The sequence below is a fragment of the Aeromonas sp. ASNIH2 genome, assembly GCF_002934795.1.
Classification (GTDB): Bacteria; Pseudomonadota; Gammaproteobacteria; order Enterobacterales; family Aeromonadaceae; genus Aeromonas; species Aeromonas caviae.
Genome location: NZ_CP026406.1, coordinates 2,994,281 through 3,018,779, shown reverse-complemented (window position 1 = coordinate 3,018,779; position 24,499 = coordinate 2,994,281). Strand labels below are relative to the sequence as shown.

The 24,499-nt window shown below is 62.5% G+C and carries 20 protein-coding genes and 14 tRNA genes; 9 read left to right on the top strand and 25 right to left on the bottom strand.

What is annotated here, in order from left to right; translation table 11 throughout:
• Positions 1–136: 136 nt before the first annotated feature.
• Positions 137–700, top strand: coding sequence for a DUF2799 domain-containing protein (locus C3F36_RS14415; RefSeq protein WP_042015786.1), 564 nt, complete (start codon positions 137–139; stop codon positions 698–700).
• A gap of 54 nt (positions 701–754) precedes the next feature.
• Here C3F36_RS14415 and C3F36_RS14410 read toward each other — a convergent pair whose 3' ends face one another.
• From C3F36_RS14410 to C3F36_RS14400, 3 genes are all read right to left on the bottom strand, one after another.
• On the bottom strand, positions 755–1,558 hold the full coding sequence (locus tag C3F36_RS14410; RefSeq protein ID WP_267893461.1) for a Cof-type HAD-IIB family hydrolase: 804 nt from the start codon (positions 1,556–1,558) through the stop codon (positions 755–757).
• A 67-nt stretch (positions 1,559–1,625) separates the two neighbouring features.
• Positions 1,626–2,543, bottom strand: a complete 918-nt coding sequence (locus tag C3F36_RS14405) for an IS5 family transposase (protein WP_104454370.1) — start codon at positions 2,541–2,543, stop codon at positions 1,626–1,628.
• A 328-nt stretch (positions 2,544–2,871) separates the two neighbouring features.
• Complete coding sequence (locus C3F36_RS14400) at positions 2,872–4,110, bottom strand: MFS transporter (RefSeq protein WP_104455283.1); 1,239 nt, start codon at positions 4,108–4,110, stop codon at positions 2,872–2,874.
• Positions 4,111–4,258: 148 nt separating this feature from the next.
• Here C3F36_RS14400 and C3F36_RS14395 point away from each other — a divergent pair, with 148 nt between their 5' ends.
• The gene (locus tag C3F36_RS14395; RefSeq protein WP_010672895.1) at positions 4,259–4,882 is read left to right on the top strand and encodes a helix-turn-helix transcriptional regulator; all 624 of its coding nucleotides are present in this window, start codon (positions 4,259–4,261) and stop codon (positions 4,880–4,882) included.
• A gap of 309 nt (positions 4,883–5,191) precedes the next feature.
• Positions 5,192–5,668, top strand: a complete 477-nt coding sequence (locus C3F36_RS14390) for an Lrp/AsnC family transcriptional regulator (protein WP_010672894.1) — start codon at positions 5,192–5,194, stop codon at positions 5,666–5,668.
• Between the two features lie 136 nt (positions 5,669–5,804).
• On the opposite strand, the gene C3F36_RS14385 is transcribed toward C3F36_RS14390, so the two are convergent.
• The 3 genes from C3F36_RS14385 to C3F36_RS14375 all read right to left on the bottom strand — a co-directional run bounded on the left by C3F36_RS14385 (position 5,805) and on the right by C3F36_RS14375 (position 6,962).
• Complete coding sequence (locus C3F36_RS14385) at positions 5,805–6,122, bottom strand: hypothetical protein (RefSeq protein WP_104455282.1); 318 nt, start codon at positions 6,120–6,122, stop codon at positions 5,805–5,807.
• Between the two features lie 148 nt (positions 6,123–6,270).
• Positions 6,271–6,501, bottom strand: a complete 231-nt coding sequence (locus C3F36_RS14380; RefSeq protein WP_104456060.1) for a hypothetical protein — start codon at positions 6,499–6,501, stop codon at positions 6,271–6,273.
• A 35-nt stretch (positions 6,502–6,536) separates the two neighbouring features.
• Positions 6,537–6,962, bottom strand: coding sequence for a MarR family winged helix-turn-helix transcriptional regulator (locus tag C3F36_RS14375; RefSeq protein ID WP_029313694.1), 426 nt, complete (start codon positions 6,960–6,962; stop codon positions 6,537–6,539).
• A gap of 176 nt (positions 6,963–7,138) precedes the next feature.
• Between C3F36_RS14375 and C3F36_RS14370 the strand changes: the two genes are divergently transcribed.
• The 3 genes from C3F36_RS14370 (at position 7,139) to chrA (ending at position 10,077) form a co-directional block, all read left to right on the top strand.
• Positions 7,139–8,143, top strand: a complete 1,005-nt coding sequence (locus C3F36_RS14370) for an NADP-dependent oxidoreductase (RefSeq protein ID WP_049635933.1) — start codon at positions 7,139–7,141, stop codon at positions 8,141–8,143.
• Between the two features lie 178 nt (positions 8,144–8,321).
• Positions 8,322–8,762 carry a nucleotide triphosphate diphosphatase NUDT15 gene (locus C3F36_RS14365; protein ID WP_104455281.1) on the top strand — a complete coding sequence of 147 codons (441 nt, stop codon included), beginning with the start codon at positions 8,322–8,324 and terminating at the stop codon, positions 8,760–8,762.
• A gap of 172 nt (positions 8,763–8,934) precedes the next feature.
• The gene (chrA, locus tag C3F36_RS14360) at positions 8,935–10,077 is read left to right on the top strand and encodes a chromate efflux transporter (RefSeq protein ID WP_104455280.1); all 1,143 of its coding nucleotides are present in this window, start codon (positions 8,935–8,937) and stop codon (positions 10,075–10,077) included.
• A 72-nt stretch (positions 10,078–10,149) separates the two neighbouring features.
• Here chrA and msrB read toward each other — a convergent pair whose 3' ends face one another.
• From msrB to malQ, 4 genes are all read right to left on the bottom strand, one after another.
• Positions 10,150–10,536: a peptide-methionine (R)-S-oxide reductase MsrB gene (msrB, locus tag C3F36_RS14355; protein WP_042074125.1), complete on the bottom strand. Its 387-nt coding sequence runs from the start codon at positions 10,534–10,536 to the stop codon at positions 10,150–10,152.
• A 145-nt stretch (positions 10,537–10,681) separates the two neighbouring features.
• A complete protein-coding gene (gene glgX, locus C3F36_RS14350) occupies positions 10,682–12,823 on the bottom strand; it encodes a glycogen debranching protein GlgX (protein ID WP_104455279.1) in 2,142 nt (713 codons plus the stop codon).
• Complete coding sequence (gene glgB / locus C3F36_RS14345) at positions 12,823–15,000, bottom strand: 1,4-alpha-glucan branching protein GlgB (protein WP_104455278.1); 2,178 nt, start codon at positions 14,998–15,000, stop codon at positions 12,823–12,825. The genes glgX and glgB overlap by 1 nt, the downstream gene beginning before the upstream one ends.
• An 82-nt stretch (positions 15,001–15,082) precedes the next feature.
• A complete protein-coding gene (gene malQ / locus C3F36_RS14340; protein ID WP_104455277.1) occupies positions 15,083–17,272 on the bottom strand; it encodes a 4-alpha-glucanotransferase in 2,190 nt (729 codons plus the stop codon).
• A gap of 346 nt (positions 17,273–17,618) precedes the next feature.
• Here malQ and gap point away from each other — a divergent pair, with 346 nt between their 5' ends.
• Together gap and C3F36_RS14330 are read left to right on the top strand one after the other, a co-directional pair.
• Positions 17,619–18,614, top strand: a complete 996-nt coding sequence (gene gap, locus C3F36_RS14335) for a type I glyceraldehyde-3-phosphate dehydrogenase (RefSeq protein ID WP_010672882.1) — start codon at positions 17,619–17,621, stop codon at positions 18,612–18,614.
• 105 nt (positions 18,615–18,719) lie between these two features.
• The gene (locus tag C3F36_RS14330) at positions 18,720–19,580 is read left to right on the top strand and encodes a D-hexose-6-phosphate mutarotase (protein WP_042864408.1); all 861 of its coding nucleotides are present in this window, start codon (positions 18,720–18,722) and stop codon (positions 19,578–19,580) included.
• A gap of 70 nt (positions 19,581–19,650) precedes the next feature.
• Here C3F36_RS14330 and nadA read toward each other — a convergent pair whose 3' ends face one another.
• Positions 19,651–20,724: a quinolinate synthase NadA gene (gene nadA, locus C3F36_RS14325; protein WP_052816503.1), complete on the bottom strand. Its 1,074-nt coding sequence runs from the start codon at positions 20,722–20,724 to the stop codon at positions 19,651–19,653.
• 142 nt (positions 20,725–20,866) lie between these two features.
• On the opposite strand from nadA, the gene C3F36_RS14320 reads away from it, so the two are divergent.
• Entirely contained in the window at positions 20,867–22,972 is a 2,106-nt protein-coding gene (locus C3F36_RS14320) for a methyl-accepting chemotaxis protein (protein ID WP_104455276.1), read from the top strand.
• Between the two features lie 47 nt (positions 22,973–23,019).
• Here C3F36_RS14320 and C3F36_RS14315 read toward each other — a convergent pair.
• The 14 genes from C3F36_RS14315 to C3F36_RS14250 all read right to left on the bottom strand — a co-directional run bounded on the left by C3F36_RS14315 (position 23,020) and on the right by C3F36_RS14250 (position 24,410).
• A tRNA-Val gene (locus C3F36_RS14315) sits at positions 23,020–23,095 on the bottom strand.
• A gap of 19 nt (positions 23,096–23,114) precedes the next feature.
• Positions 23,115–23,190, bottom strand: a tRNA-Lys gene (locus C3F36_RS14310).
• Between the two features lie 21 nt (positions 23,191–23,211).
• Positions 23,212–23,287: transfer RNA gene (locus tag C3F36_RS14305), tRNA-Val, on the bottom strand.
• A 19-nt stretch (positions 23,288–23,306) separates the two neighbouring features.
• Positions 23,307–23,382 (bottom strand) — tRNA-Lys (locus C3F36_RS14300).
• A gap of 21 nt (positions 23,383–23,403) precedes the next feature.
• Positions 23,404–23,479 (bottom strand) — tRNA-Val (locus tag C3F36_RS14295).
• A 19-nt stretch (positions 23,480–23,498) separates the two neighbouring features.
• Positions 23,499–23,574 (bottom strand) — tRNA-Lys (locus tag C3F36_RS14290).
• Between the two features lie 22 nt (positions 23,575–23,596).
• Positions 23,597–23,672, bottom strand: a tRNA-Val gene (locus C3F36_RS14285).
• A gap of 19 nt (positions 23,673–23,691) precedes the next feature.
• Positions 23,692–23,767: transfer RNA gene (locus C3F36_RS14280), tRNA-Lys, on the bottom strand.
• Positions 23,768–23,788: 21 nt separating this feature from the next.
• Positions 23,789–23,864 (bottom strand) — tRNA-Val (locus C3F36_RS14275).
• A 19-nt stretch (positions 23,865–23,883) separates the two neighbouring features.
• Positions 23,884–23,959, bottom strand: a tRNA-Lys gene (locus C3F36_RS14270).
• Between the two features lie 48 nt (positions 23,960–24,007).
• Positions 24,008–24,083: transfer RNA gene (locus C3F36_RS14265), tRNA-Val, on the bottom strand.
• Between the two features lie 19 nt (positions 24,084–24,102).
• Positions 24,103–24,178, bottom strand: a tRNA-Lys gene (locus C3F36_RS14260).
• A gap of 48 nt (positions 24,179–24,226) precedes the next feature.
• A tRNA-Val gene (locus C3F36_RS14255) sits at positions 24,227–24,302 on the bottom strand.
• Positions 24,303–24,334: 32 nt separating this feature from the next.
• Positions 24,335–24,410, bottom strand: a tRNA-Lys gene (locus C3F36_RS14250).
• Positions 24,411–24,499: the final 89 nt, after the last annotated feature.

Here is a 24,499-nt window from a genome sequence, read left to right as displayed (position 1 = left end):
AGGCTGCCAAAAGCCCGTCTACAACGGCTTGAAAATACTGATAAAAACATCATGATACGGCCCCCTCGCCCGGAGCTTGTCCCGGACGGGCCTCCTCTTCTAGAATGCCCCACCCCTATGCTGTCGGAGCCCCCTCATGTCCCCCAAGATCCTGTTGTTGACCCTTCCCTTCCTGCTCGCCGGGTGCAGTTCCCTCTCGGAGGAGGAGTGCCGTGCCATGAGCTGGTACAACCAGGGCTATCAGGACGGGGAGCAGGGCAAGACCCGGAGCGCCACCCGCGACTATCAGAAGACCTGCGGGGAGTACGGCCTCAGGGTGGATGAGGCGGAGTGGCAGCGCGGCTACGCCAAGGGGCTGGAGCTCTATTGCATCCCCGAGCTTGCCTACAGCAAGGGACGGGAGGGGAGCGAATACCTGGGGGTCTGTCCCAACGACACCAGCTTCCTCACCCAGTTCGAGCGCGGCCGCAAGGAGTACCTGCTGGAGCAGCGCCTCGGCGAATTGCAGCAGGAGCTGGAGCGCACCGAGCGGAGCATCCACCAGCTGGATCAGCAGATCCGGGGCGAGAGCGACAGCCGCCAGCGCGACTACTACCGTGCCCAGCGCGAGCGCGCCATCCGTCACTACGAAGGGGTATACCGGGACTATAACCGGCTGCGCTTCCCGGATCGGGTGATCCAGTTCTCCTTCGGGAGCTGACAAAAAGGGGCCGACATGGTCCCTTTCTGTTTATGCCGCAGACTGTTTTTCCCCTCAGGCGGGCAGGACCCAGCGCTGCAACGCCAGGGCGATGCCATCCTCGTTGTGATCCGCGGTGACCCGGTCTGCATGGGCCTGGATCTGGGGCGCCGCATTGCCCATGGCCACCGCCAGCCCCACCTGCTCGAACATGCTGATATCGTTGTTGTTGTCGCCAAAGGCCACCAGGTTCTCCATGGCGATCCCCTCGCTCGCCGCCCACTGGGCCAGCCGGTTGCCCTTGCTGCAACCTGGCTGCACCAGCTCCACCGCATAGGGGGCCGCCCAGTCACGGGTGAAGGGCAGTCTCTCCACCACCTCCCCGACGAAACGGTGCAACCGGCCGGGGTCCTGGTTGAACAACTCCAGCTTCCAGATGGGGGACTGCAACCAGGACTCGATATCCTCGGCGGGCAGCAGGGAGACCTTGAGGTGATCCGGCTGGGTTGCCGACCAGCGCCGCATCCGGCCCACGTGCTCCTCGCAGCCCAGGTAGCCGATGCCGTCCCCCAGGTGGAACAGCGCCCCCATCTGCTGGGCTTGCACCTCCTCCAGCAGGGCGGTGAGAGGCGCCACGGCCAGGGGATCCCCGGCGAGGATCCTCTCCTGTACCGGATCATAGAGATAGGCCCCGTTGCTGCAGATGATGGGGGTGTCGAGGGCCAGCTCGTGGTGGAAGGGACGGGCCGTCATGAAGTGGCGACCCGTCACCAGCAGTACCTTGATGTCGTGGGCCCGGGCCTGGGCCAGGGCCGCCCGGGTAGCGGACGAGATCTTGTGATCCCGGTTCAGCAGGGTACCGTCCATGTCCAATGCAATGGCCTGATAACGGCGTTGTTGATCAAATCCGTCGCTGGATGGCCGTTCCCCAACCCGTTGATACCACTCAATTCACTGGCTGGCGAACAGGCATACCAAGCCCTATCAGCTTGTTCATCACCTTCACGCCAGCCAGGATTTCGCCCACCTGGGCGTTGTAGTTCCGCAGGCTCAGCGTTGGCCCGATGAGTTGCTTGAACCGGTACATGGCGGTCTCGGCTATCGAGCGCTGGTGATAGCCGGAGTCTTTCTTCCATTGCTTCAGTTCACCGGCCTTGAGCGCCGTCACCGCCTCGTTGCGGGGATGGCCTTCCTCCCACGGTGCCGCATTTTTTCTCGGCGGTATGGTGGCTTTCGCCCCCTTCTTCTTCAGTAGCGCATGACAGGCCTTGGTGTCATACGCACCATCGGCGCTGACCTGTTTTATCTTGCGTCGTAAGGGGTTGAGCAACGTCGGTAACACCTCGTTATCCGCCACCGTCTCCAGGCTGACTTCGGCAGCGATGACCGCATGGGTTGTGGCATCCACCGCCAAGTGGAGCTTGCGCCACACTCGTCGCTTCTCCTTGCCGTGTTTGCGAATTTTCCATTCGCCTTCGCCATAGACCTTGAGGCCGGTGGCATCAATGACCAAGTGAGCCACCGGGCCTTGGCTGGGGACGCGGTACTTGATGTCGACGGTCTTGGCGCGCTTGCTGATACAGCTATAGTCCGGCGACTGCAAAGGCACCGCCATCAGTTGGAACAACGAGTTAATGAAGCCTTCTAGCGCCCGCAGCGGCAACTTGAACAAGCCTTTTAGCATCAGGGCCGTCTCAATGGCGGTGTCACTGTAGTGGAAACCTCTCCCTCGGCGGCCATGGTGGACCAGGCAATGCCACTGCTTAATGGCTTGTTCGTCCATCCAGATGGTCAACGAACCGCGTTGCACCAAGGCTTGGTTGTACTGCTGCCAGTTGCTGATCTTGTGCTTGGACTTGCCCATCTGATGCTCTCGGAGACTGCGCTACAGGATCAGATCACCGAGATGACAGATAGTTCCCCGATTTGAGCAACAAGGCCCCTGATAACGACTCATATCACCTCCAGGAATGTCGAGACGGGTGCGGCGCCATCCCCTCCCGTTTCCAGTGCCATGACGACACATCTCACCGCCGGGAATGCGGACTGGGCATGGCAAGGCCCATGATGGGAGACGCGCTCGCCGGGGGGCGGGAACAGCGGAGCAAAGAGCCATACCGTCCCAGACTCGGCGCCGCGATGCAACTCCGGCCCGCCATCCCGTCGCCGAACTGTGATCCCCGCGCCCTTCGTCAGCCCGCCTCGGCGCACCCGGCCACGGCGTTTCGCCTGTCCGCCCGTCTGCGCAATCCGTAGAAACCGAGGGCACAGATCACGCCGCAGAGGCCGGCCAGGTAGAAGGGCCACTCGGTCCCCGCCAGCAGCACCAGGCTGCCCAGCACCACCGCCAGGATCTCGCTGCCCACCGCCAGACCGCGGTAGAGCCCCATCGCCTGCCCCTGCTGGCTGGCATGGCTGCGGTTGGAGACCGCCACCGAGGTGGCCAGCTCCCCCAGACTCATGCCGATGCCGGTCGGGATGAAGGTGAGCGCGAGCCCCCACCACTGGGTCGGCAGGATGAACATCAGCATGCCCGCCGCCATCACCAGGTGGCCGACGATGCCAAGGGAGCTGCCGCGCCAGTGCCGTGCCAGCTGCTCACCGATCCAGGAGCCCAGCATCATGGGCACGCTCACCAGCACGGCGGCCTGGGCCAGTTGCACCGGATCCCATGCCAGCCGCTCCACCAGCCAGACATTGAAGTAGGTGAAGTAGAGCTGCACCGCCCCGTAGCTTGCCAGGGTCAGGGCAAAGTAGGGCAGGAGACGAGGTTGCAACAGCAATTGGCGGGTCGAGAGGGGGGCCTCATCCCGGGTCGCCGGCACCGGGGGACGATTGGGCAGCAGCCAGAGCACCAGCAGCAGGTTGATCACCGTCATCCCCACCGCCAGCCAGGCCGCCAGGCTGTAATCCCCCGAGACCACGGCCGCATAGCCTCCGATCATGGGGCCCACCACCCAGCCCAGGTTCATGCCGATGTTGATGCGGGCGAAGTTGCGGGCCTTGGTCCTGGCCGTGCTCATGTCCGCCGCCATCGCCTGCACGATGGCGATGTCGCCGTTGAAGAAGCCCTCCACCACCCGGCTCAGCAGCAGGAGCGGCAGGGAACGCCAGGCGATGCCGAGGGCCATCAGCACATACCCCGCCAGCACCCCCACCAGACAGAGTGTCAGCACCGGCTTGCGCCCATGGCGATCGGAGAGGCGGCCAAGCAAGGGGGCCCCCAGCAGTTGAAACAGTGGATAGAGCCCCATGATGACGCCAAGCCACACCTTGCGGCTCCAGTCCGACGCCTGTGGCGTCAACATGCCCTGGGCCGGATCCAGCAGCAGCGGCGCCAGGACGGGGGAAGGCAGGCTGAATCCCGCCACCGCCAGCGTCACCGTCATCACCAATACCCAGAGGGTCACCTGTCCCTTGATCCCTTCCATCTTCACCTCATTAAATAAAGTTATCGGTTTATTTATATTGTGAGGGGTCGTCCATTAAGTAAAGCAGATTGTTGATTTAAATCGCCCTGCTCCCCATAATGACCTCATCCAGGCGGTCACCGCACCGATACCCACCACCGGAGCCCCCATGAACGCCAGTACCGACAAGATCCTCTATCTGCTGAAAACCCGCGGCCCCCAGAGCGCCGCCGAACTCGGCGACCAGTTGCAGATGACGTCCATGGGGGCGCGCCAGCACCTGATGGCCCTGGAGTCCGAGGGCTGGGTGGGGTTTAGCGACGAGGCCCGCGGCCGCGGTCGCCCGGTGCGTCTGTGGCACCTCACCGACCAGGCCTGGCAACGCTTCCCCGACACCCATGGCGATCTGACCCTGCAGCTGATCGACGACATCCGGCAGGTGTTTGGCGACGCGGGCATGGAGCAGCTCATCGCGCGGCGGGAGCAGCAGATGCAGGCACGCTATGAATCCAGGCTGACCCAGCCGGCGCTGGCAGACAGGCTGATGACGCTCAAGGCGCTGCGCACCCAGGAGGGGTATATGGCGGACATGTCGCAGGAGGAGGACGGCAGCTGGCTGTGGTGGGAGAGTCACTGCCCCATCTGCAGTGCAGCCAGGGCCTGTCGGGGCTTTTGCCGCAGCGAGCTGGCGCTGTTTCGCCGGTTGCTGGCGCCGGCCGAGGTGGAGCGGGAGCAGTATCTGCTGGAGGGGGACAGCCGCTGCCTCTATCGCATCCGGCCGCCCCGCCCCTGAGCGGGCGGAACGCAAAAACAACAAAGCAGGCGCCGGGATGCCTGCTTTGTTGCCTTCGGGGAGGGGGTGCTCTCGTTCCAGCCCGTTGTTTCCCGATAAGGTCGAACGGCTGATGGGGCTCTTGACCCGGTAAGGTCCTTCACCACAGGTGCCTGGTCGGGCGCCTGTCTTGCCACCGGAAGATGTAACCATGGTACTCCCCGCGATGCGGTGAGTGGTTGTGAAGTAGCAGGTATTTTCAGTTGTTTTTGCAATAGTTCACCCTTAATCTAGGAAAAGTGGATTAATAATTGCGAAGAGGTACGGAGAATGCTGAAACTTGATCGTATAGACAGGCATATTCTGGAGCTGATGCAGGAAAATGGCCGCATCAGCAACCTGGAGCTGGCCGAGCTGGTCGGGCTCTCCCCCTCCCCCTGCTCGCGCCGGGTCAAGGCGCTGGAGGATGCCGGTCTCATCGATACCCATGTCACTCTGCTCAATGCCCGCCAGCTGGGGCTGACCCTCACCGCCTACATTCACATCTCCATGGACAGGCACACTCCGGAGCGGTTCGAGAACTTCGATCGCGCCGTCAAGGATCTGCCCGAGGTGCTGGAGTGCGACCTCATCACCGGCAACGATGCGGATTACCAGCTCAAGGTGGTGGTGCGGGACATGGAGCACTACCAGCACTTCCTGCTGGACAAACTGACCCACATCTCCGGCGTGACCGGGGTGCGTTCGAGCTTCGTGCTGCGCCGTATCAAGCACAAGACCGCCCTGCCCCTCAACCACCTGGGCTGACAACCCACCCCTCATCCGGGGAGCACCAAAAGCAAGAGGAGGCCCGGGCCTCCTCTTCTTGTCTCTGCTATCAAGGGTATTCGCGGTCAACACCGCCCCGCGGGCGCCATCGCGCCGCCAGGTGGCGAACGCCTGGTCATGCCTCGACCTGGCTGACGTCCTGCACCTGCAGCAACCAGCCGCTCTGCTCCTGCAGGGGTTCGCCGCGCAGCCGAAGCCGCTCACCGGTCGACACCCACTGCCCTTTGGGCAGAGAGATTTCCAGGCTCTCGCTGCCGTTGTCGAACACCCAGCGATCGGCGCCCAACGACTCCATCAAGTACCCTTCCATCTCCACTCTGGACTCGGCCTGCCAGGAGGGGGAGGCAGTATCACGGCTCTCGATGAAATCCCCCTGTACACCAAAGCTGGCCAGCCCCCACAGAATGGAGAGCCCGACGATGGATGAGTGCATCTCTCTCTCCTGTTGGTTTGCTACCTTGAGGGCCAGTATGGGAAGAGAAAAATGAGTGCACCATGAACAAGGTGCCAAAGTGCTGGCAAGATCGCGAAAAAAACCGGCTCCATGGCCGGTCATGTCATTTTATGTCGTACAGGTCACACTACTTGGCCGCTTCTTCTGCCATCCGTGCAGCCCTTGGTTTATTTGTCCACATGGCCACCCCGCGGTGATCCGCACAGATCCCCTCGTCGGTGACCGCCCGCACCCGGACCCCGCCCTTGCAGATGGCCTGCCAGGCATCGGCATCGTCGATCTGCAGCTCGGAACGGGGATAGGAGGTATCGGCGCAGGCGCACAGCAGGATGGCGAACAGAGGGAGCAGGGATTGCATGGGTTTCATCGGGTCACTCCTGACGGGGAAAGGGATCAGCGCCCCAGCTGCGCCGCCACGCGATCGCAAAGCTGCTTGAGCTGGGCCAACTCAGCATCGGCCAGATCCACCTGATTGCGCAAGCTGTCCGCCAGACAGCACTCCCTGACCTCCTGCTGCAACTGGCGTCCCGCCTCGGTCAGGCTGATGCATTTTTGCCGCTCATCCTCGTGGGAGACGGTGCGGGTCAGCCACCCCTTGCTCTCCAGCCGCTTGACGATGGGGGTCAGGGTGCCCGCATCCAGTCCGGTCTCCTGCCCTATCTCCTTGAGGCTGACCTCGTCCCGGGCCCAGAGCGAAAGCATCACCAGGTACTGGGTATAGGTGAGATCCAGCTTGTCCAGCAGCGGCCGATAGGCACGCATCACCGCATTGGAAGCGCTGTAGAGGGCAAAACAGACCTGCTTTTTCAATTCGCTCATGGAGGACCTCGCTGACGACAAGGGGGGCAGTATACCCCATCAACTTCGGGGCTGAATAGTTTGCACACAAAGCAGTTGCCAGCCCCCGCGTTCAGGGCTACCCTGATTTTAGTTTGCACACAAACAAAAATGCCAGGCCGCCGCCCGACGCGCGGCCCCACTGCCGGAGAATGCCCATGAATGCCATCAGCCATCAAATCCAACTGCTGCGTCGCCCCACCGGTCTCCCCACCCTGGAGGACTTCGCCCTCCGGGACGTGCCCCTGCCCGCCCTGCAGGAGGGAGAGGTACAGGTCGCCAACCAGTGGCTGTCGGTGGACCCCTACATGCGCGGCCGCATGAGCGAGGCAAAAAGCTACGTTCCCCCCTTCCCCCTCAACGGTCCCCTCGACGGCGGCGCCATCGGCACGGTACAGGCATCGCGCCATCCCGATTTCAAGGTGGGGGACAAGGTGAGCAGCATGCTGGGCTGGCGGGATGCCTTCGTGGCAAACGCCGCCCAGCTCACCCGCCTGCCCGACACCACCCTGCCGCCCCAGCGCTTCCTCGGCGCCCTCGGCATGCCGGGCATGACCGCCTGGGCGGGCCTGCACAAGGTGGCACACCTGAAGGCCGGTGAAACCCTGCTGGTCTCGGCAGCCTCCGGGGCGGTCGGCACCATGGCGGTCCAGCTCGCCAAGCAGGCGGGGGCCAGGGTCATCGGCTCCACCGGCTCGGCCGACAAGGTCGCCTACCTCAAGACCCTGGGAGCCGATGCGGTGATCAACTACCGGGAGACCCCGGATCTCGACGCCGAGCTGGCCCGCCTCGCCCCCGAAGGCATCCACGTCTACTTCGAGAACGTGGGGGGCGCCATGCTGGATGCCGCCCTCAACCACCTGGTGGTGCACGGGCGCATCGTGCTGTGCGGCCTCATCGAGCAGTACAACAGCAACGGCCAGGCCAGCGGCCCGCGCAACCTCTCCCAGGTGATCCGCAAGCGCATCCTGATGCAGGGGCTGCTGGTCTCCGATCACTGGCAACACTACGGGGCGTTCCTGGCCGAGGCCATGCCGGCCTTCGAGGCGGGCACCCTCCAGGCCGAGGAGACCGTCAGCGAGGGGCTGGCCAGCATGCCGCAAGCCTTTATCGGACTGTTCCAGGGCCGCAATACCGGCAAGATGCTGGTCAGACTGCCCTGATCCGGAGGCATTTCCCATCTATTTAACAGATAGAATATCGCCAGACCCATCCATTTAAGCGATGGAAAATCGGCATCCGATCGCCCTTGAACAGGCGGCTTGCACAACGGGCCCATCCCCCCTAAGGTAGGCCCGTTTTCCCTGGCGCACCCCGCCGTCTCAGCAAGGAGCCTCCCCTATGTCTACCCCCTATCCCCGCGTCGGTGTCGGCGTCATTCTCACCAATGGCCAGGGCCAGGTACTGCTTGGCAAGCGCAAGGGCAGCCATGCCCCCTACTGGTCCATCGCAGGCGGTCATCTGGAATTGGGGGAGACCTTCGAGTCGGCAGCCATCCGGGAGGTGGCGGAGGAGACCGGCTTCGTCATCCACCAGCCTCGCGTCATCGCCGTCACCAACAACCTGGAGACCTGGCGCGAGAGCGGCCTGCACTACATCTCGGTCACCTTGCTGGCAGAGGTGGACGGGGAGCCGCAACTGCTGGAGCCGGAAAAATGCGAGGGCTGGAGCTGGTGCGACCCGCACACTCTGCCCGAGCCTCACTTCGATGCCAGTCGCCAGTCCATCGCCTGCTGGCTGGCGGGACAATGCTACCTGCCCCAGGCACAACCGGCCCCCTGACCCTCACCGGCAGGCTGCCGCGCGTCACCCCGGTACCTCTCGTCTGCTGGCGGAGGCGACCAGCCCCCCGCCAGCCCCTGTTGATGGCAGGCAGCGCGGGAGGGCGTACCGTCACCAAACTGTCACTTTTTTGTCATATTATCCGGGCCAGGATGATGACGAGGAGGGGAAGATGGGACAGGTATTCATGCAGTTCTTGTGGCTGGGGTGCATCAGTTTTGGCGGGCCGGCCGCCCATATCGGCTATTTTCAGCGCACCTTTGTCCAGCGGCTGGGCTGGCTGAGCCAGGCGGAGTTCGCCCAGTTGCTGGCCCTGTGCCAACTGCTGCCGGGTCCGGCCTCCAGCCAGCTCGGCTTTGCCATCGGCCGCCACCGCGCCGGCATCGGCGGCGCCCTGGCCGCCTTCGTCGGCTTTACCCTCCCCTCCTTCCTGCTGTTGCTGGCTGCCGCCGTCGGCGTGGGCCTGCTCAGCAACAACCTCTGGCTGGAGGCCGCTCTGCACGGTCTCAAGCTGCTGGCGCTCATCGTGGTGGCCGATGCCGTGCTCACCATGAGCCGCCAGTTCTGCAAGACCACGCTGCAACAGGGGGTCATGGTAGTGACCGCTGCCGCCCTCTGGTGGCAGCCCGGCCTGCTGACCCAGCTCGTCCTGCTGCTCGGGGCGGCCCTGCTCTGCGCCTATCGTGAGCAGGCCGAGGCGGCGCAGGCCCCATCAAAGGATCTGGCGAGCCAGCCTCACTGGCCGACCCTGCTGCTGTTCGCCCTGCTATTTGTCGGCCTGCCCCTGGTGGCCAGCGGCCCCGCCAGCCAGCTGATCGCCGACTTCTACCGGGCGGGCAGCCTGGTGTTTGGCGGTGGCCACGTGGTGCTGCCCCTGTTGCAGGAAAGCGTGGGGCACAGCCTCAGCCAGCAGCAGTTCCTGACCGGCTACAGCCTGGCCCAGCTGGTGCCCGGCCCCATGTTCACCCTGGCCACCTACCTCGGAGCCATGCTGCTGCCGGAGACCCCGCTGGCGGGCGCCCTGCTGGCCACCCTGGCCCTCTTCCTCCCGGGCTTCCTGCTGCTGTGGGCCATGGGCCCCTGCTGGCAACGCTGGCTTGCCCAGCCTCGCCTGGCGGGGGCCGTGGCGGGGATCAACGCCGCCGTGGTGGGCCTGCTGCTGGCCGCCCTCTATCAGCCGGTGTGGCAGAGCGCCGTGCTGGCCCAGACCGATCTGGCGCTGGCCGCCGTCGGCTTCTATCTGCTGCGCGTGCAGAAGCTGCCCATACTGGCGCTGGCCTCCCTGCTGGTAGGCGCCGCCCTGTTGCAGGCCTGAGGCTGAGACGGCAAAAGAAAACGGCGCCCCTGCTGGCAGGGGCGCCGTTTTTTGCATTCGAGGCGGGCAGCGTCAGGCGTCGGGATCGAAGTCCAGGCTCAGGCTGTTGACGCAGTAGCGCTGGCCGGTCTCGGTCGGCCCGTCCGGGAAGACGTGACCCAGATGGGAGCCGCACTGGCGACAGGTGATCTCCACCCGTTTCATGCCGTGGCTGTTGTCCTCTGTGTAGGTTACTGTCCCCTCGATGGCCCGATCGAACGAGGGCCAGCCGCAGCCCGAATCGAATTTGGCATCCGAGTGAAACAGCACGCTCTTGCAGCAGACGCACAGGTAGTCGCCGCTCTTGCGGTTGTGCAGCAGGGCGCCGCTGTAGGGCCGCTCCGTCCCCTTCTCCCAGCAGACGTGAAACTGCTCGGCGCTCAACTTGCTGCGCCACTGCTCGGGATTGTTACCGCTCATACTGACTCCTCGTCATGCTGACCGGGCAGATATGAAACTGCCCGGTTCTCGGGATTGCTACGCCACCGTCCAGGATTATTGCCATTCATATGGACTCCTTGCCATGGGTAGCGGTGACCAGCATACCGAGTCAGGCCGTTTCACTCTACCCCGCCAGCGGGAACTGTGATCCCGTTGGCAACACGGCGGCAACATCCTGCGTGGCGACTACCCCCTCCCTGGCCAGGGCCACCGCCGGCAGGGCGACCCGCTCCAGCAGCTTGAGGGAGTGGGCGCGCCCGACCGCCACCTGCCGCTTGATGTCGTCCGGCAGGAAGGGCAGGCCGTCGTTGGTGGCGGTGTCGATGGTCTGGATCCACTCCATCCCCTCCCCCGGCGGTGGCAGGCGGAACTGGATGTCGTAATCGCTGGCGTTGAACAGCACGAACCAGCGCTCGCCGGTGCAGCCGATCATGCCGATGTCCATGGCGAACGCCTGGCCCATGGGGGCATGCCAGTCCTGATCGGTGAGCTGGTGGCCGTCCGGGTGGTACCAGTTGACCTGGTGGCAGCTGGTCGCCTTGCCATTCCAGCTGTCGTCGCTCAGCTGCAGGTTGGAGAAGACCCCGGATTCCGCCCGCAGCGCCATCATCTGACGGGTGAAGGCGAGCAGCCGCTCGTCCTCCGGGCGCAACTGCCAGTTGACCCAGCTGATCTGGTTGTCCTGGCAGTAGGCGTTGTTGTTGCCAAGCTGGCTGCGGCCCATCTCGTCCCCGGCGAGGAAGTGCGGCGTCCCCTGGGAGAGCAGCAGGGTGGCGATCAGGTTGCGCTTCTGCTGCTGGCGCAGGTTGTTCACCCTGGGGTCGAGCGTCGGCCCCTCCACCCCGTGGTTATGGGAGAGGTTGTGGCCGTGGCCGTCTCTGTTGTCCTCGCCGTTGGCCTGGTTGTGGCGCTGGTTGTAGGAGACCAGATCCTCCAGGGTGAAGCCGTCGTGATAGCAGAGGTAGTTGACGCTGGTGTGGGGGGCGCGCCAGTTCTTCGGGAAGAGATCCCGCGAGCCCACCAGCCGGGTGGCGAAGTCCCCCATCTTGCCCGCGTCGCCGCGCCAGAAGGCGCGCACCGTGTCGCGATAGCGGTCGTTGATCTCCAGCCACTGGCTCGGGAACTGGCCGAGACGATAGCCGAAGGGGCCTATGTCCCAGGGCTCGGCGATGAGCCTGACCCGCGCCAGCACGGGATCCGCCATCATGGCCTTGAAGAAGGCGCTCATGGGATCGAACTCCCCCGCCTCCCGCGCCAGGGTCACCGCCAGATCGAAGCGGAAACCGTCCACCTGCATCTCGGTGACCCAGTAGCGCAGGGCGTCGAGCACCAGCCGCAGGGTGTTGGGATGATCCAGATTGACGCTGTTGCCACAGCCGGTGACGTTGGCGTGACGGTGGTAGTCCGGGCCGTGGGCCCCCGACTCGAAGGCGTAGTAGCCCGCGTTGTCGAACCCCTTGAACGACAGCATGGGGCCGTCGAAGCCGGATTCCGCGGTGTGGTTGTAGACCACGTCCAGGATCACCTCGATCCCGGCCCGGTGCAGCTCGCGCACCATGGTCTTGAACTCGGTTACCGCCTCCTTCGCCGCGTAGCGCGGCTCGGGGGCGAAGAAGGCGATGGGGTTGTAGCCCCAGTAGTTGGTAAGCCCGAGCTGCTCGAGCCTGGGCTCGGACATGAAGGCCGCCACCGGCATCAGCTGCACCGAGGTGACCCCCAGCGACTGCAGGTGCTCGATCATCAGCGGGTGGCTGATGCCCAGATAGGTGCCCTGCAGCTCCTTGGGGATCCCGGGGTGCTGGCGGGTGAAACCCTTGACGTGGGTCTCGTAGAGCACGACCCGCTCGGGCGGGATGCCGGGCTTGCCGACCCCCTGCCAGTCGAAGGCATCGTCCACCACCACGGACTTGGCCACCATGGCCGCGCTGTCCCCCTGATAGAGGGCGTCGTCCCAGTAGGTAGGACGGCTCAGTGCCCTGGCATAGGGGTCGATCAGCAGCTTGTCCGGGTCGAACAACAGGCCGTCCTGGGGACTGCCATGGACCCGATAACCGTAGCGCTGACCGACCTTGACGCCGAGCACATGGCCGAACCAGTACTGGCCTCGCCGGCCGGGCAGGGCCAGCCGGGCCTGCTCCTGCTCCTGTTCGTCGAACAGGCAGAGCTCCACCTTGTCCGATTGCGGTGCCCAGACGCAGAAGTGGCAGCCCGTCTCGTCGAGCCGGGCGCCCAGCGGGTGATCCACCCCGTTTTCCATTGCGAACATCAAGACTCCTGTTTGATGAACAAGGTCGCGAGCGGCGGCAGATCCAGCACTATGCTGTGCGCCATGCCCTGCCAGGGCGTCGGCTCGGCGACGAAGACCAGACCCACATCATAGTTGCTGCCCCAGTAATGCTCGCTGTCGGTGTTGAGCACCACCCGATAGTGGCCGGCCGCCGGCACCCCGAGGCGATAGCCGACCCGAGGCACCGGGGTGAAGTTGCAGGCCACCATCAGGGGATGCGCCCCCAGCTTGTCCGCCCGTAGCCAGGCGAAGATGCTGTTGTCGGCGTCGTTGTGATCCAGCCAGCGGAAGCCGGTCTGTTCATAATCGGCCTGATACAAGGCAGCCTCGTGACGATAGAGGTGGTTGAGATCCCGGATCAGCCGCTGCTGGCCGCCGTGCTTGGGATACTGCAACAGGTGCCAGGGCAGCTGGGCGTCGTGGTTCCACTCGTTGCTCTGGGCGATCTCGGTACCCATGAAGTTCAGCTTCTTGCCGGGGTGGGCATACATGAAGCCCATGTAGGCACGCAGGTTGGCGGCCTGCTGCCACTCGTCCCCCGGCATCTTGTAGAGCAGGGAGTGCTTGCCGTGGACCACCTCGTCGTGGGAGAGGGACAGAATGAAGTTCTCGTCATAGTGGTACACCATGGAGAAGGTCATGTCGTTGTGGTGGTAGCGACGGTGAATGGGCTCTTTTTGCATGTAGCTGAGGGTGTCGTGCATCCAGCCCATATTCCACTTGAAGCCAAACCCCAGGCCACCGAGGAAGGTGGGACGGGAGACCCCGGCAAAGGCGGTGGACTCCTCGGCGATGGTCATGGCGTGGGGGTACTTGCCGTACACCTCCTCGTTGGTCCACTTCAAGAGGCTGATCGCCTCGTAGTTGTGGTTGCCGCCATCGACGTTGGGCACCCACTCACCGGCGTTGCGGGAGTAATCCAGATAGAGCATGGAGGCGACCGCATCCACCCGCAGGCCGTCGATGTGGAACTTGTCGAGCCAGAACAGGGCGCTGGCCACCAGGAACTGGCGCACGGTGTCGCGACCGAAGTCATAGATGTAGGAGTTCCAGTCCGGGTGCCAGCCACGGCGCGGATCTTCGTACTCGTAGAGCGGCGTGCCGTCGAAGCGGGCCAGGCCGTGGGCATCGGACGGGAAGTGGGCGGGCACCCAATCCAGAATCACGCCGATCCCCGCCTGGTGGCACTGATCCACGAAGTATTTGAAATCGTCGGCCGTGCCGTAGCGACTGGTGGGGGAGAACATGCCCACCGGCTGGTAGCCCCAGGAGCCGCTGAAGGGGTGCTCGGAGACCGGCAGCAGCTCGATGTGGGTGTACTCCATCTCCTTGATGTAATCCACCAGTTCCACCGCCAGCTCGCGCCAGCTCAGGCTGTCGCCGTTGGAGTGACGCTTCCAGGAACCCACGTGCAGCTCGTAGATGGAAAGGGGCTGTTCGCGCTTGTCATTGAGCTGACTCTCGCGCCAGGCGGCGTCCTGCCACTGGTACTGGCCGTGGTCATAGACCACGGAGGCGAACGAGGGGTACTGCTCGCAGTAGAAGCCCACCGGGTCGCTCTTGTGGGGCAGGCGATTGCCCGCCGGGTCCTTGAGTTCGAACTTGTAGCGATCCCCGGCCTTGAGCCCCGGCACGAATAGCACCCAGTGGCCGCACTGGCTGCGCTGCATGGGGTGACGGCGGCCATCCCAGAAGTTGAAATCCCCGATGAGGCTCACCGCCGTGGCGCTCGGCGCGTAGACGGCAAAGCGTACCCCTTCCACCTGCTGGCCGAGGTGCGTCACGGTGCGCAACTGGGCGCCGAGGGTGTGGTAGAGGTTTTCCGGTTGCCAGGTCAGCTCCGCCAACCCTTCCCAGGCGGCGGCCTGGAACTGGTAGGGGTCTATGATGTCGGCACTGGCGTCGGCGTAGCTGGCGATGAGCTGGTAGGGAAAGGGATTCTTGCGGCGGGTGAAAACAGTTTCAAAGAGGCCCGCTTCGTCAGCGGCGGTCAGGGTGGCAACTATCTTGCCTGACTTGAGGTCTCTGACCCGGACCTCGAGCGCATCGGGCAACCAGGCGGTGAGTTTCAGGCCTGGCCCATCCGGATTGGCCAGCAGGCCTAGATGGGAGAAGGGATCGGCACAGCGGGCGGCAACTAAACGTTCAACGGGCATCGACATTTCCTTTGATGGCTGAACATCCGCTTCGGCCTAGGCCGAAGCGGATGAAAGTGAGTCACATGTTGGCGATTAAGGCTCAACGGCTGGCCTCGTCACGGGCCCGGCTCATCTTGCCCGCCAGATTCTTGAGCGCCTCGTCGGCGAAAATATCCTCCAGATCCCGGGAGAGCTTGCGACGCCAGTTGGGGTATTCGTAACTGGTGCCCGGCACGTTGACCGGCTTGTCCATCTCCAGCCAGTCTTCCAGCTGGGTGCTGAACAGGGCACAGCTGCCGCGGGACATGTGCAGTTGCAGACCGTGGTTGAGCTCGGTGTTCATGCCGACCCAGTTCACGTCGTGGCTGATATTGCCAGAGATGACCCCATGGGCATGCAGGCTGTCAAGGATCCGCTGCTTGGCCTGGTGGCGATCAGCATACAGGGTCTTGAGCACCTCTTCATCCGGATACAGGCCCAGTTCGCGTCCCAACGCCAGATCGTCGCAATGCCAGAAGCCCTTGAGGGTCGGCATGTCGTGAGTGGTCAGGGCCGACATCGCCTGCTCGGCGTAGTGGGCCGGGGAGATGAAGCCGCCATCGTCCTTGGAGCGCTCAAAGAAGAACACCTTGTAGGAGTGGACGCCGTTCTCCTTCAGGGTCACGTCGATCCCCTCCGGCACTGTGCCGAGATCCTCGCCGATCAGCAGGCACTGGTTGCGGTGGGATTCGAGGGCCAGGATCCCCAGCAGATCGTTGACCGGGTAGTAGATGTAGGCACCCTTGGCGGCGGACTCTCCGGGCGGCACCCACCACAGGCGCAGCAAGGCCATCACGTGGTCGATACGCAGGGCACCGCAGGAGCGCATGTTGGCGCGGAACAGATCCACCATGGGCTGGTAGGCCGCCTCGAACAGCTGGTTCGGGTTCATGGGGGGCAGGCCCCAGTTCTGGCCGAGGGGGCCGAGGATGTCGGGCGGCGCACCGACCGAGGCTTTCGGGCAGTAGAGATCCCGGTTCGCCCAGATCTCGGTGGAGCCTTCGGAGACACCCACCGCCAGATCCCGGTAGATCCCCATCACCATGCCGGCGGCCTTGGCGCGGGCATCGGCCTGGGCCAGCTGCTCGTCGGCCAGGAACTGCAGGTAGAGGTAGAAGGCCACGTCCTGGTTGTGCTCGGCCATCCAGGCGGCAACGGCCGGGTTGTGGTAGTCACGGAACTGCTCAGGCCAGACCGGCCAGCCCCAGGCGTTGTCGCCCTTGGCATAGAAGTGGGCCTGCAGGGCATCGAACGCCGCCTGCTGTTGCAGGCTGTCGCCACCGGCGGCCACGAAGGCATCGAACGCAGCCTGACGCTCGGCACTGAAGCTGGCCTGGTCGAACACCTGGCGCAGCATCCCGATCTTGGTCTGGATGACGCCGGTGTAATCCACATTGTCCTTGACCCGTAGGGAGGTGAGGTGCTGCTGGAAGGCCGGGCTCGCCACTTCCGCTTTCAGGCGATCGTTGCCCAGGAATTCGGGCACCGCTTCCACGTCGATATAGGCGACGTTGAGCCAGCGACGGGAAGAGGGGCTGTAAGGGCTGGCACTCTCCGGGTTCGCCGGATAGAGGGCGTGGATGGGGTTGAGACCGACGAAGTGGGCTCCCCAGGCGGCGGCATTCTCAACCAGCTGGCCGAGATCGCTGAAATCGCCGATGCCCCAGTTGTGGCGGCTGCGCAGGCAGTAGAGCTGGACGCTCGGGCCCCACACCTTGCGACCATTGGCGATGGGCGCCTGCTTGTAGCAGGATTTGGGGGCGACGATGAGACGCATGGTGGCCAGCGGCTCGTCATTGCCCTCTTCAAGCAGGATGAGCTGGTGATAACCCAGCGCAGGCTGCACATCCAGGGTGACGCGATAGGCCTGGCACTCCATCTCCTCGAACTCGGCCACCCCGACCAGCTCACCCTCGATGGGGGTGAGTTGACCGGACAGCACTGCACCCTGCTCCTGCTGGAGCTGCCAGGTGAGGGCATCGTTGACGAATTCGATGGGGAGGCGAACCTCAAGAGTAACGGCGTCGCCGCTGCGTACCACCATCACGGGATCCAGCGCGCGCAGCCAGTGCTGGCGGTGCTCCTGCTCAAGCTGTTCGGACAGGGCGGCCTCGTCGTCGACGCGGTAGCCCATGGCGCCCAGCATGGCGGCCTTGCTCTCTTCCGATACCAGGGCCGGCTGGCCCCAGGCATCAACATACTCACTGGCAATGCCTTTGGCGGCAGCCAGCTGTTCAATCAGGGTGGTCATAGTTTGAGAATTCCCGCTGTGGATTCTGTCTACGCTATTTTGTGATTAATTTTTATGGTTGGTACTTGAACAGTGGCTCTTTGGCCATGCTGAACCGCGCACATTTTTACATATCTCCCCGGCTGGATGTGTGACCGGGCAGGCACTATTGTTGTTCTCTGCCACCGACTTTGCTGATGATGCATTCAACAAAAGTTGGTAGCCAGTTACATAAACCGAAAATAAATTTCACAGTTTTTCATGATATAGCGCAATTTCGCGCAGATTGTTGGTTGACTCGCGAGGGAGTTCTAGTAAATTTACAAACGGAATTTTCTTTGACTACTGAACAGTTAGGTAACCAATTATGACTATCAAAGTAGGTATTAACGGTTTTGGCCGTATCGGTCGTTTCGTTTTCCGTCTGGCCGCTGAGCGTGCTGACATCGAAGTGGTTGGTATCAACGACCTGATCGACGTTGACTACATGGCTTACATGCTGAAGTACGACTCCACTCACGGTCGCTTCAAGGGCACTGTTGAAGTCAAAGACGGCAACCTGATCGTCAACGGCAAAACCGTACGTGTTACCGCTGAACGTGACCCGGCCAACCTGAAATGGGGCGAAATCGGTGTTGACGTTGTTGCCGAAGCAACCGGTCTGTTCCTGACCGACGAAACCGCTCGCAAGCACATCGCTGCCGGTGCCAAGAAAGTCGTACTGACCGGTCCGTCCAAAGACGCTACCCCGATGTTCGTCATGGGCGTCAACCAGGATTCCTACGCTGGCCAGGACATCGTTTCCAACGCTTCCTGCACCACCAACTGCCTGGCCCCCATCGCCAAGGTTCTGAACGATACCTTCGGTATCGAATCCGGCCTGATGACCACCGTTCACGCTACCACTGCTACCCAGAAGACCGTTGATGGTCCGTCTGCCAAAGACTGGCGCGGTGGCCGCGGTGCGGCTCAGAACATCATCCCGTCCTCTACCGGTGCTGCCAAGGCTGTTGGCGTGGTCATCCCGGAACTGAACGGCAAGCTGACCGGCATGGCCTTCCGCGTGCCGACTCCGGACGTGTCCGTTGTTGACCTGACCGTCAACCTGAAGAAAGAAGCGTCCTACGCTGAAATCTGCCAGGCCATGAAGGCTGCCTCCGAAGGCGCCATGAAGGGCGTGCTGGGCTACACCGAAGACGAAGTGGTTTCCACCGACTTCCTGGGTGAGCGTCAGACTTCCGTGTTCGATGCCAAGGCTGGTATCCAGCTGAACAAGACCTTCGTGAAAGTCGTCTCCTGGTACGACAACGAAATGGGCTACTCCAGCAAGGTTCTGGACCTGATCGCTCACATCTCCAAGTAATTTGGGATGCGCAATCGCGTAGCTTGAAAAAAGGCGGCCAATGGCCGCCTTTTTGTATTCTGAATCACGGACCCTTTCTGAATGTCCCCGAGCACTGGAGCCTTTATGACACCGACACGTACGCTGACTGCCCACTGCACCCTGAGCCAGGATGGCCTGCCCCTGCTGACCATAGACAATGAGCACGCCAGGGCCGAGATAAGCCTGTTTGGCGCCCATGTGCTGCGTTACCAACGCCATGGTGAACCGGCCTCTCTCTGGCTCAGCGACAAGGCGATACTGGATGGCAGCAAGCCCATTCGCGGCGGCATTCCCCTCTGCTGGCCCTGGTTCGGCCCCTCCCCCGCTCGCGTTGGCAGCGGCAAGCCGGCTCATGGCTTCGCACGCAACTGCCTGTGGACGCTGGATGGGGTCTCCGATCACGGGGATGGCACACTCGTCCACCTCTCCCTGCGTGACAACGATGCCAGCAGGACGCTCTGGCCCCATGCCTTCGAGCTGGAGCTGGACGTACTGGTCGGCAAGGAGCTTTCCCTGGTGCTGACCACCCGCAACACCGGCAAGTCAGCGCTCACCTACAATGCCGCCCTGCACACCTACCTGCAGATCAGTGCGCCGGAAGCGGTAACCGTGACCGGCCTCGGCGAACCCTATCTGGACAAGCTGACCGGCCGCAACGAACTGCAACAGGGAGCGCTGACCGTCACCGCAGCCATGGATCGCATCTACCGCCAGCCCGATGCCATGGTCAGCGTGCAGGATGGTGAGCGCACCACCCGGGTGGTCAGCGGCAACCACGACAGCGTGGTGGTCTGGACCCCCTGGCAGGAAGGGGCCAGCGCCATGGCCGATATGAGTGACGACGGTTATCGCACCATGCTCTGTGTCGAGGCGGCCATCACCGCCGAGGACGGGATCACCGTCCCGCCCGACGAGGAGCACAGCTTCTCCACCGTCATCATCTGACGATACAGATGACGGATAAATAAAGAGGGCTCCCGCGGGAGCCCTCTTTGCATCTTGCCATCAGCGTCAGTCAGGCGTTGCCCTGGGTCTTGAGCTTGAGCTCGGCGGCGAAATCCAGCATGCGGTCGAGCGGGACAAGCGCTTTGAGACGCAGTGCCTCATCCACATGGATCTCGTGACGCTCGGCGCCGTCGGTCAGGGCCTCCTTGATGGCCACCAGGCCGTTCATCGCCATCCAGGGGCAGTGGGCGCAGCTGCGGCAGGTGGCACCATCGCCGCCGGTGGGCGCCTCCACCATCTCTTTCTCCGGGCAGGCCTGCTGCATCTTGTAGAAGATGCCGCGATCGGTCGCCACGATCAGTTTCTGCTGGGGCAGCTCTTTGGCGGCCTTGATGAGCTGGCTGGTAGAACCCACCGCATCCGCCAGTTCGATGACGGAGGCCGGGGACTCCGGGTGCACCAGCACGGCGGCATCCGGGTTCTGGGCCTTGAGCTCGCGCAGCGCCTTGGCCTTGAACTCGTCGTGCACGATGCAGTGACCCTGCCAGCGCAGCATCTCGGCCCCTGTCTTCTTCTCGATGTAGGCGCCGAGGTGTCTGTCCGGGCCCCAGATGATCTTGTGACCCTGACTGTCCAGATGTTCGACGATCTCCAGCGCAATGCTGGAGGTGACCACCCAGTCGGCCCGCGCTTTCACCGCTGCCGAGGTATTGGCATAGACCACCACGATGTGATCGGGGTGGGCATCGCAGAAGGCGGAGAACTGGTCGATGGGACAACCCAGATCAAGCGAGCACTCGGCCTCCAGCGTCGGCATCAGCACCCGCTTGTGGGGGCTCAGGATCTTGGAGGTCTCTCCCATAAAGCGCACACCGGCCACGATCAGGGTCTGGGCCGCATGGTCGCGACCGAAGCGGGCCATCTCCAGGGAGTCACCCACGAAGCCACCGGTGGCTTCTGCCAGGGCCTGGATCTCGGGATCCGTGTAGTAATGGGCAACCAGCACGGCCTGGCGCGCCTCGAGCAGCACCTTGATCTCGGCGATCAGGGTCGCCTTCTGCTCGGGAGTCAGGGGCTGTGGTTTGGCCGGGAAGGGGTAGTCCATCTCGACTACCGGCGGAATACTGCTCAGTGCATTGCTCATTGCGACTGTTCCATCAACGCTCGGGAAGGCCAAAATTATAACCAGAAGCCGTGCACAAACCCATCAACAAATCCAGTACAGTACAACTGTCAGGACCCGCTCCGACCATATCGTTGTCATTCTTGCCAAAAGGAGTTGTCGAATGAAACAACGTTCGCTCAAGACCAAGTTGTTGTTGCTCACGCTGGGACTTTTTCTCGCCAGTGGCGTCGCCATGACATGGATACAGTCCTCCTCGCTGAACGGCCTGCGCGATGACATCATGGCGCAGACCCGTGGCGCCCTGGAGCAGGAGGTTTCCCGTTCCCTGCAATTCCAGGCAGAGCGGTATGCCGTGCAGATCGAAGACCAGTTGCAGCAGGCCTATCAGATACCGCTCGGCATGGCGGCGCAGCTTGAAGGAAGCATGGCCCAGCCGGACCAGCGGCTGAGTCGCCCGCAAGTGGAGCTCCTGCTTGGCAGCCGCCTGCACCAGGCAAACGGGATCAGCTCCATCTACGCCCAGTTCGAACCCAACGGTTACGACGAACAGGACGCCGACTGGCAGACGGGCGCCAGCCATTCGGTTGCCGGCAAGGGCAGTCTCGAGGTCTACTTCACCCGGGAACAGAACGGAAACATCGCGCAGCAGACCATAGATGCCGCCACCAGTGACACCAAGTTCGACACCTCGCGCAATGAATTCGGCATTCGCAACAGCGAGTGGTATCTCTGCGGTCGCGAGACACGTCGCCCCTGCCTGATGGAACCCTACCTCTACGAGATAAGCCCTGGTCAGAAGATGCTGATGACCAGCCTGACGGTGCCCGTCCTCAAGGATGGCAAGTTTGCCGGGATCACCGGGGTCGACATGAACCTGCCCATCTTCCAGCAACTGGCCGAGCACCTTGGCAAGAGCCTCTATGACAACCAGGCCGAGGTCACCCTGGTCAGCAAGACGGGCTTCATCGTCGGCAGCAACCGCCATTCGGACAAACTGGGGCGCCCCCTGACAGAGGCCGGACTGGTTGCCCCGAATGGACACCCCGCCGATACCGACAGCGATTTCATCCTGCAGCAGCCCATACGGATCGAGGCTGCCGACAACCAGTGGTGGCTGATGATCAAGGTGCCCAAGGCCCTCGCCCTCAGCCAGGCCAACACCATCAGCCAGCAGCTCGGCAGCCTGTTGCAGGCGACCCAGCAGCAGCAGCTGATCGCCATCGTTGTCATCACCCTGGTGGCCCTGGGGCTGCTTGTCTGGTTCATCCAGACCATCACGGCGCCCCTCTCCCTCATCAGCCGCCACGTCTCCCACCTCGCCAGCAATGAGGGCGACCTGACCCAGCAGATGCGCATCGACACCCACCAGGAGCTCATCGAGCTTGGCAGGCATCTCAATGCCTTCCTCGGCAAGCTGAGGGCCATGGTGCAGGGCAGCAAGCAGATTGGGCAACAGGTGCATCAGCAGGCCAGGGGCATGAAACAGACGGCCGATGCCATGCGCAGCAGCCTGGATGATCAGAGCCTGGAGCTGGAGAGCGTGGTCAGCGCCATGCACGAGATGAGCACCACGGCAGTCAGCGTGGCGGGCTATGCGGAACAGGCGGCGCAGGAGTCGGAAGCGGCGACCCACCATGTCAGCACGGCCCAGCAGACCTTGAGCAGGGCCCGCAACGAGATCCATACCCTGGTTGAGGACATGCATCAGGCCGACAAGGCAGTCGCCCAGGTCGCCCAGCGCAGCACCAATATCAGCCACATCCTCGATGTGATCCGGGCCATTGCCGAACAGACCAACCTGCTGGCCCTCAACGCAGCCATCGAGGCGGCGCGGGCCGGCGACATGGGCAGGGGGTTTGCCGTCGTGGCGGACGAGGTGAGGGCGCTGGCCAACAAGACCCGCTCATCCACCGACGAGATAGGGCAGCTCATCGGCAGCCTGCAAACCGAGGTCACCAGTAGCCAGCAGTTGATGAGCACGGGGATCGCCCGCTCGGTGAGCACGGTTGAAGGCACGGAGCAGGCCTTCGAGGCACTCAATCAGGTGGTCACCCAGATCCAGCAGATCCATGATCACATCAGCCAGGTGGCGACCGCCGCCGAGCAGCAGAGTGCCGTGAGCGACACCATCAACCAGAACCTGATGCGCATCGGCGACGCCGCCACCACCCTGGGACAAGAGGCCAATGCCAGCCAGCGCCTGAGCGAGGCACTGGAACAGGCGGCCACCACCCTGGCAAGCGAGCTGGATCGACTGCGAACCTGATGGGAGACGGAAACGAAAAAGCCCGCATCGCTGCGGGCTTTTCTATATGGTGGTCGTTACTGGGCTCGAACCAGTGACCCCCTCCTTGTAAGGGAGGTGCTCTCCCAGCTGAGCTAAACGACCTGGGACAAGACTGAAATGATGGTGGGTCGTGCTGGATTCGAACCAGCGACCAATTGATTAAAAGTCAACTGCTCTACCGACTGAGCTAACGACCCATCTAAATCATTTTTAAAGCATGGTGGTCGTTACTGGGCTCGAACCAGTGACCCCCTCCTTGTAAGGGAGGTGCTCTCCCAGCTGAGCTAAACGACCTGGGATAAGACTGAAATGATGGTGGGTCGTGCTGGATTCGAACCAGCGACCAATTGATTAAAAGTCAACTGCTCTACCGACTGAGCTAACGACCCATCGAAATCATTTTTAAAGCATGGTGGTCGTTACTGGGCTCGAACCAGTGACCCCCTCCTTGTAAGGGAGGTGCTCTCCCAGCTGAGCTAAACGACCTGGGATAAGACTGAAATGATGGTGGGTCGTGCTGGATTCGAACCAGCGACCAATTGATTAAAAGTCAACTGCTCTACCGACTGAGCTAACGACCCATCTAAATCATTTTTTAAAGCATGGTGGTCGTTACTGGGCTCGAACCAGTGACCCCCTCCTTGTAAGGGAGGTGCTCTCCCAGCTGAGCTAAACGACCTGGGATATGACTGAAATGATGGTGGGTCGTGCTGGATTCGAACCAGCGACCAATTGATTAAAAGTCAACTGCTCTACCGACTGAGCTAACGACCCATCTAAATCATTTTTAAAGCATGGTGGTCGTTACTGGGCTCGAACCAGTGACCCCCTCCTTGTAAGGGAGGTGCTCTCCCAGCTGAGCTAAACGACCTGGGATTCAATGTTCAGAGTGGTGGGTCGTGTAGGGTTCGAACCTACGACCAATTGATTAAGAGTCAACTGCTCTACCGACTGAGCTAACGACCCACATCCTGAACCTTTCACCAACCGCATGTGGCGGCCAGTATTACAACATGGTGGTCGTTACTGGGCTCGAACCAGTGACCCCCTCCTTGTAAGGGAGGTGCTCTCCCAGCTGAGCTAAACGACCTGGGATTCAATGTTCAGAGTGGTGGGTCGTGTAGGGTTCGAACCTACGACCAATTGATTAAGAGTCAACTGCTCTACCGACTGAGCTAACGACCCACATCCTGAACCTTTCACGAACCGCATGTGGCGGCCAGTGTTACAACATGGTGGTCGTTACTGGGCTCGAACCAGTGACCCCCTCCTTGTAAGGGAGGTGCTCTCCCAGCTGAGCTAAACGACCTGGGAATATTGTCTTCACCTGCTGTGAAGAAATGGTGGGTCGTGCTGGATTCGAACCAGCGACCAATTGATTAAAAGTCAACTGCTCTACCGACTGAGCTAACGACCCTCACCACGACCAGTGCCGACTGTATTACTGCTCCGGCTCTGACGGCGGCCTATATTACGGATTTATCATCCTGGCGCAATAGAAAAATC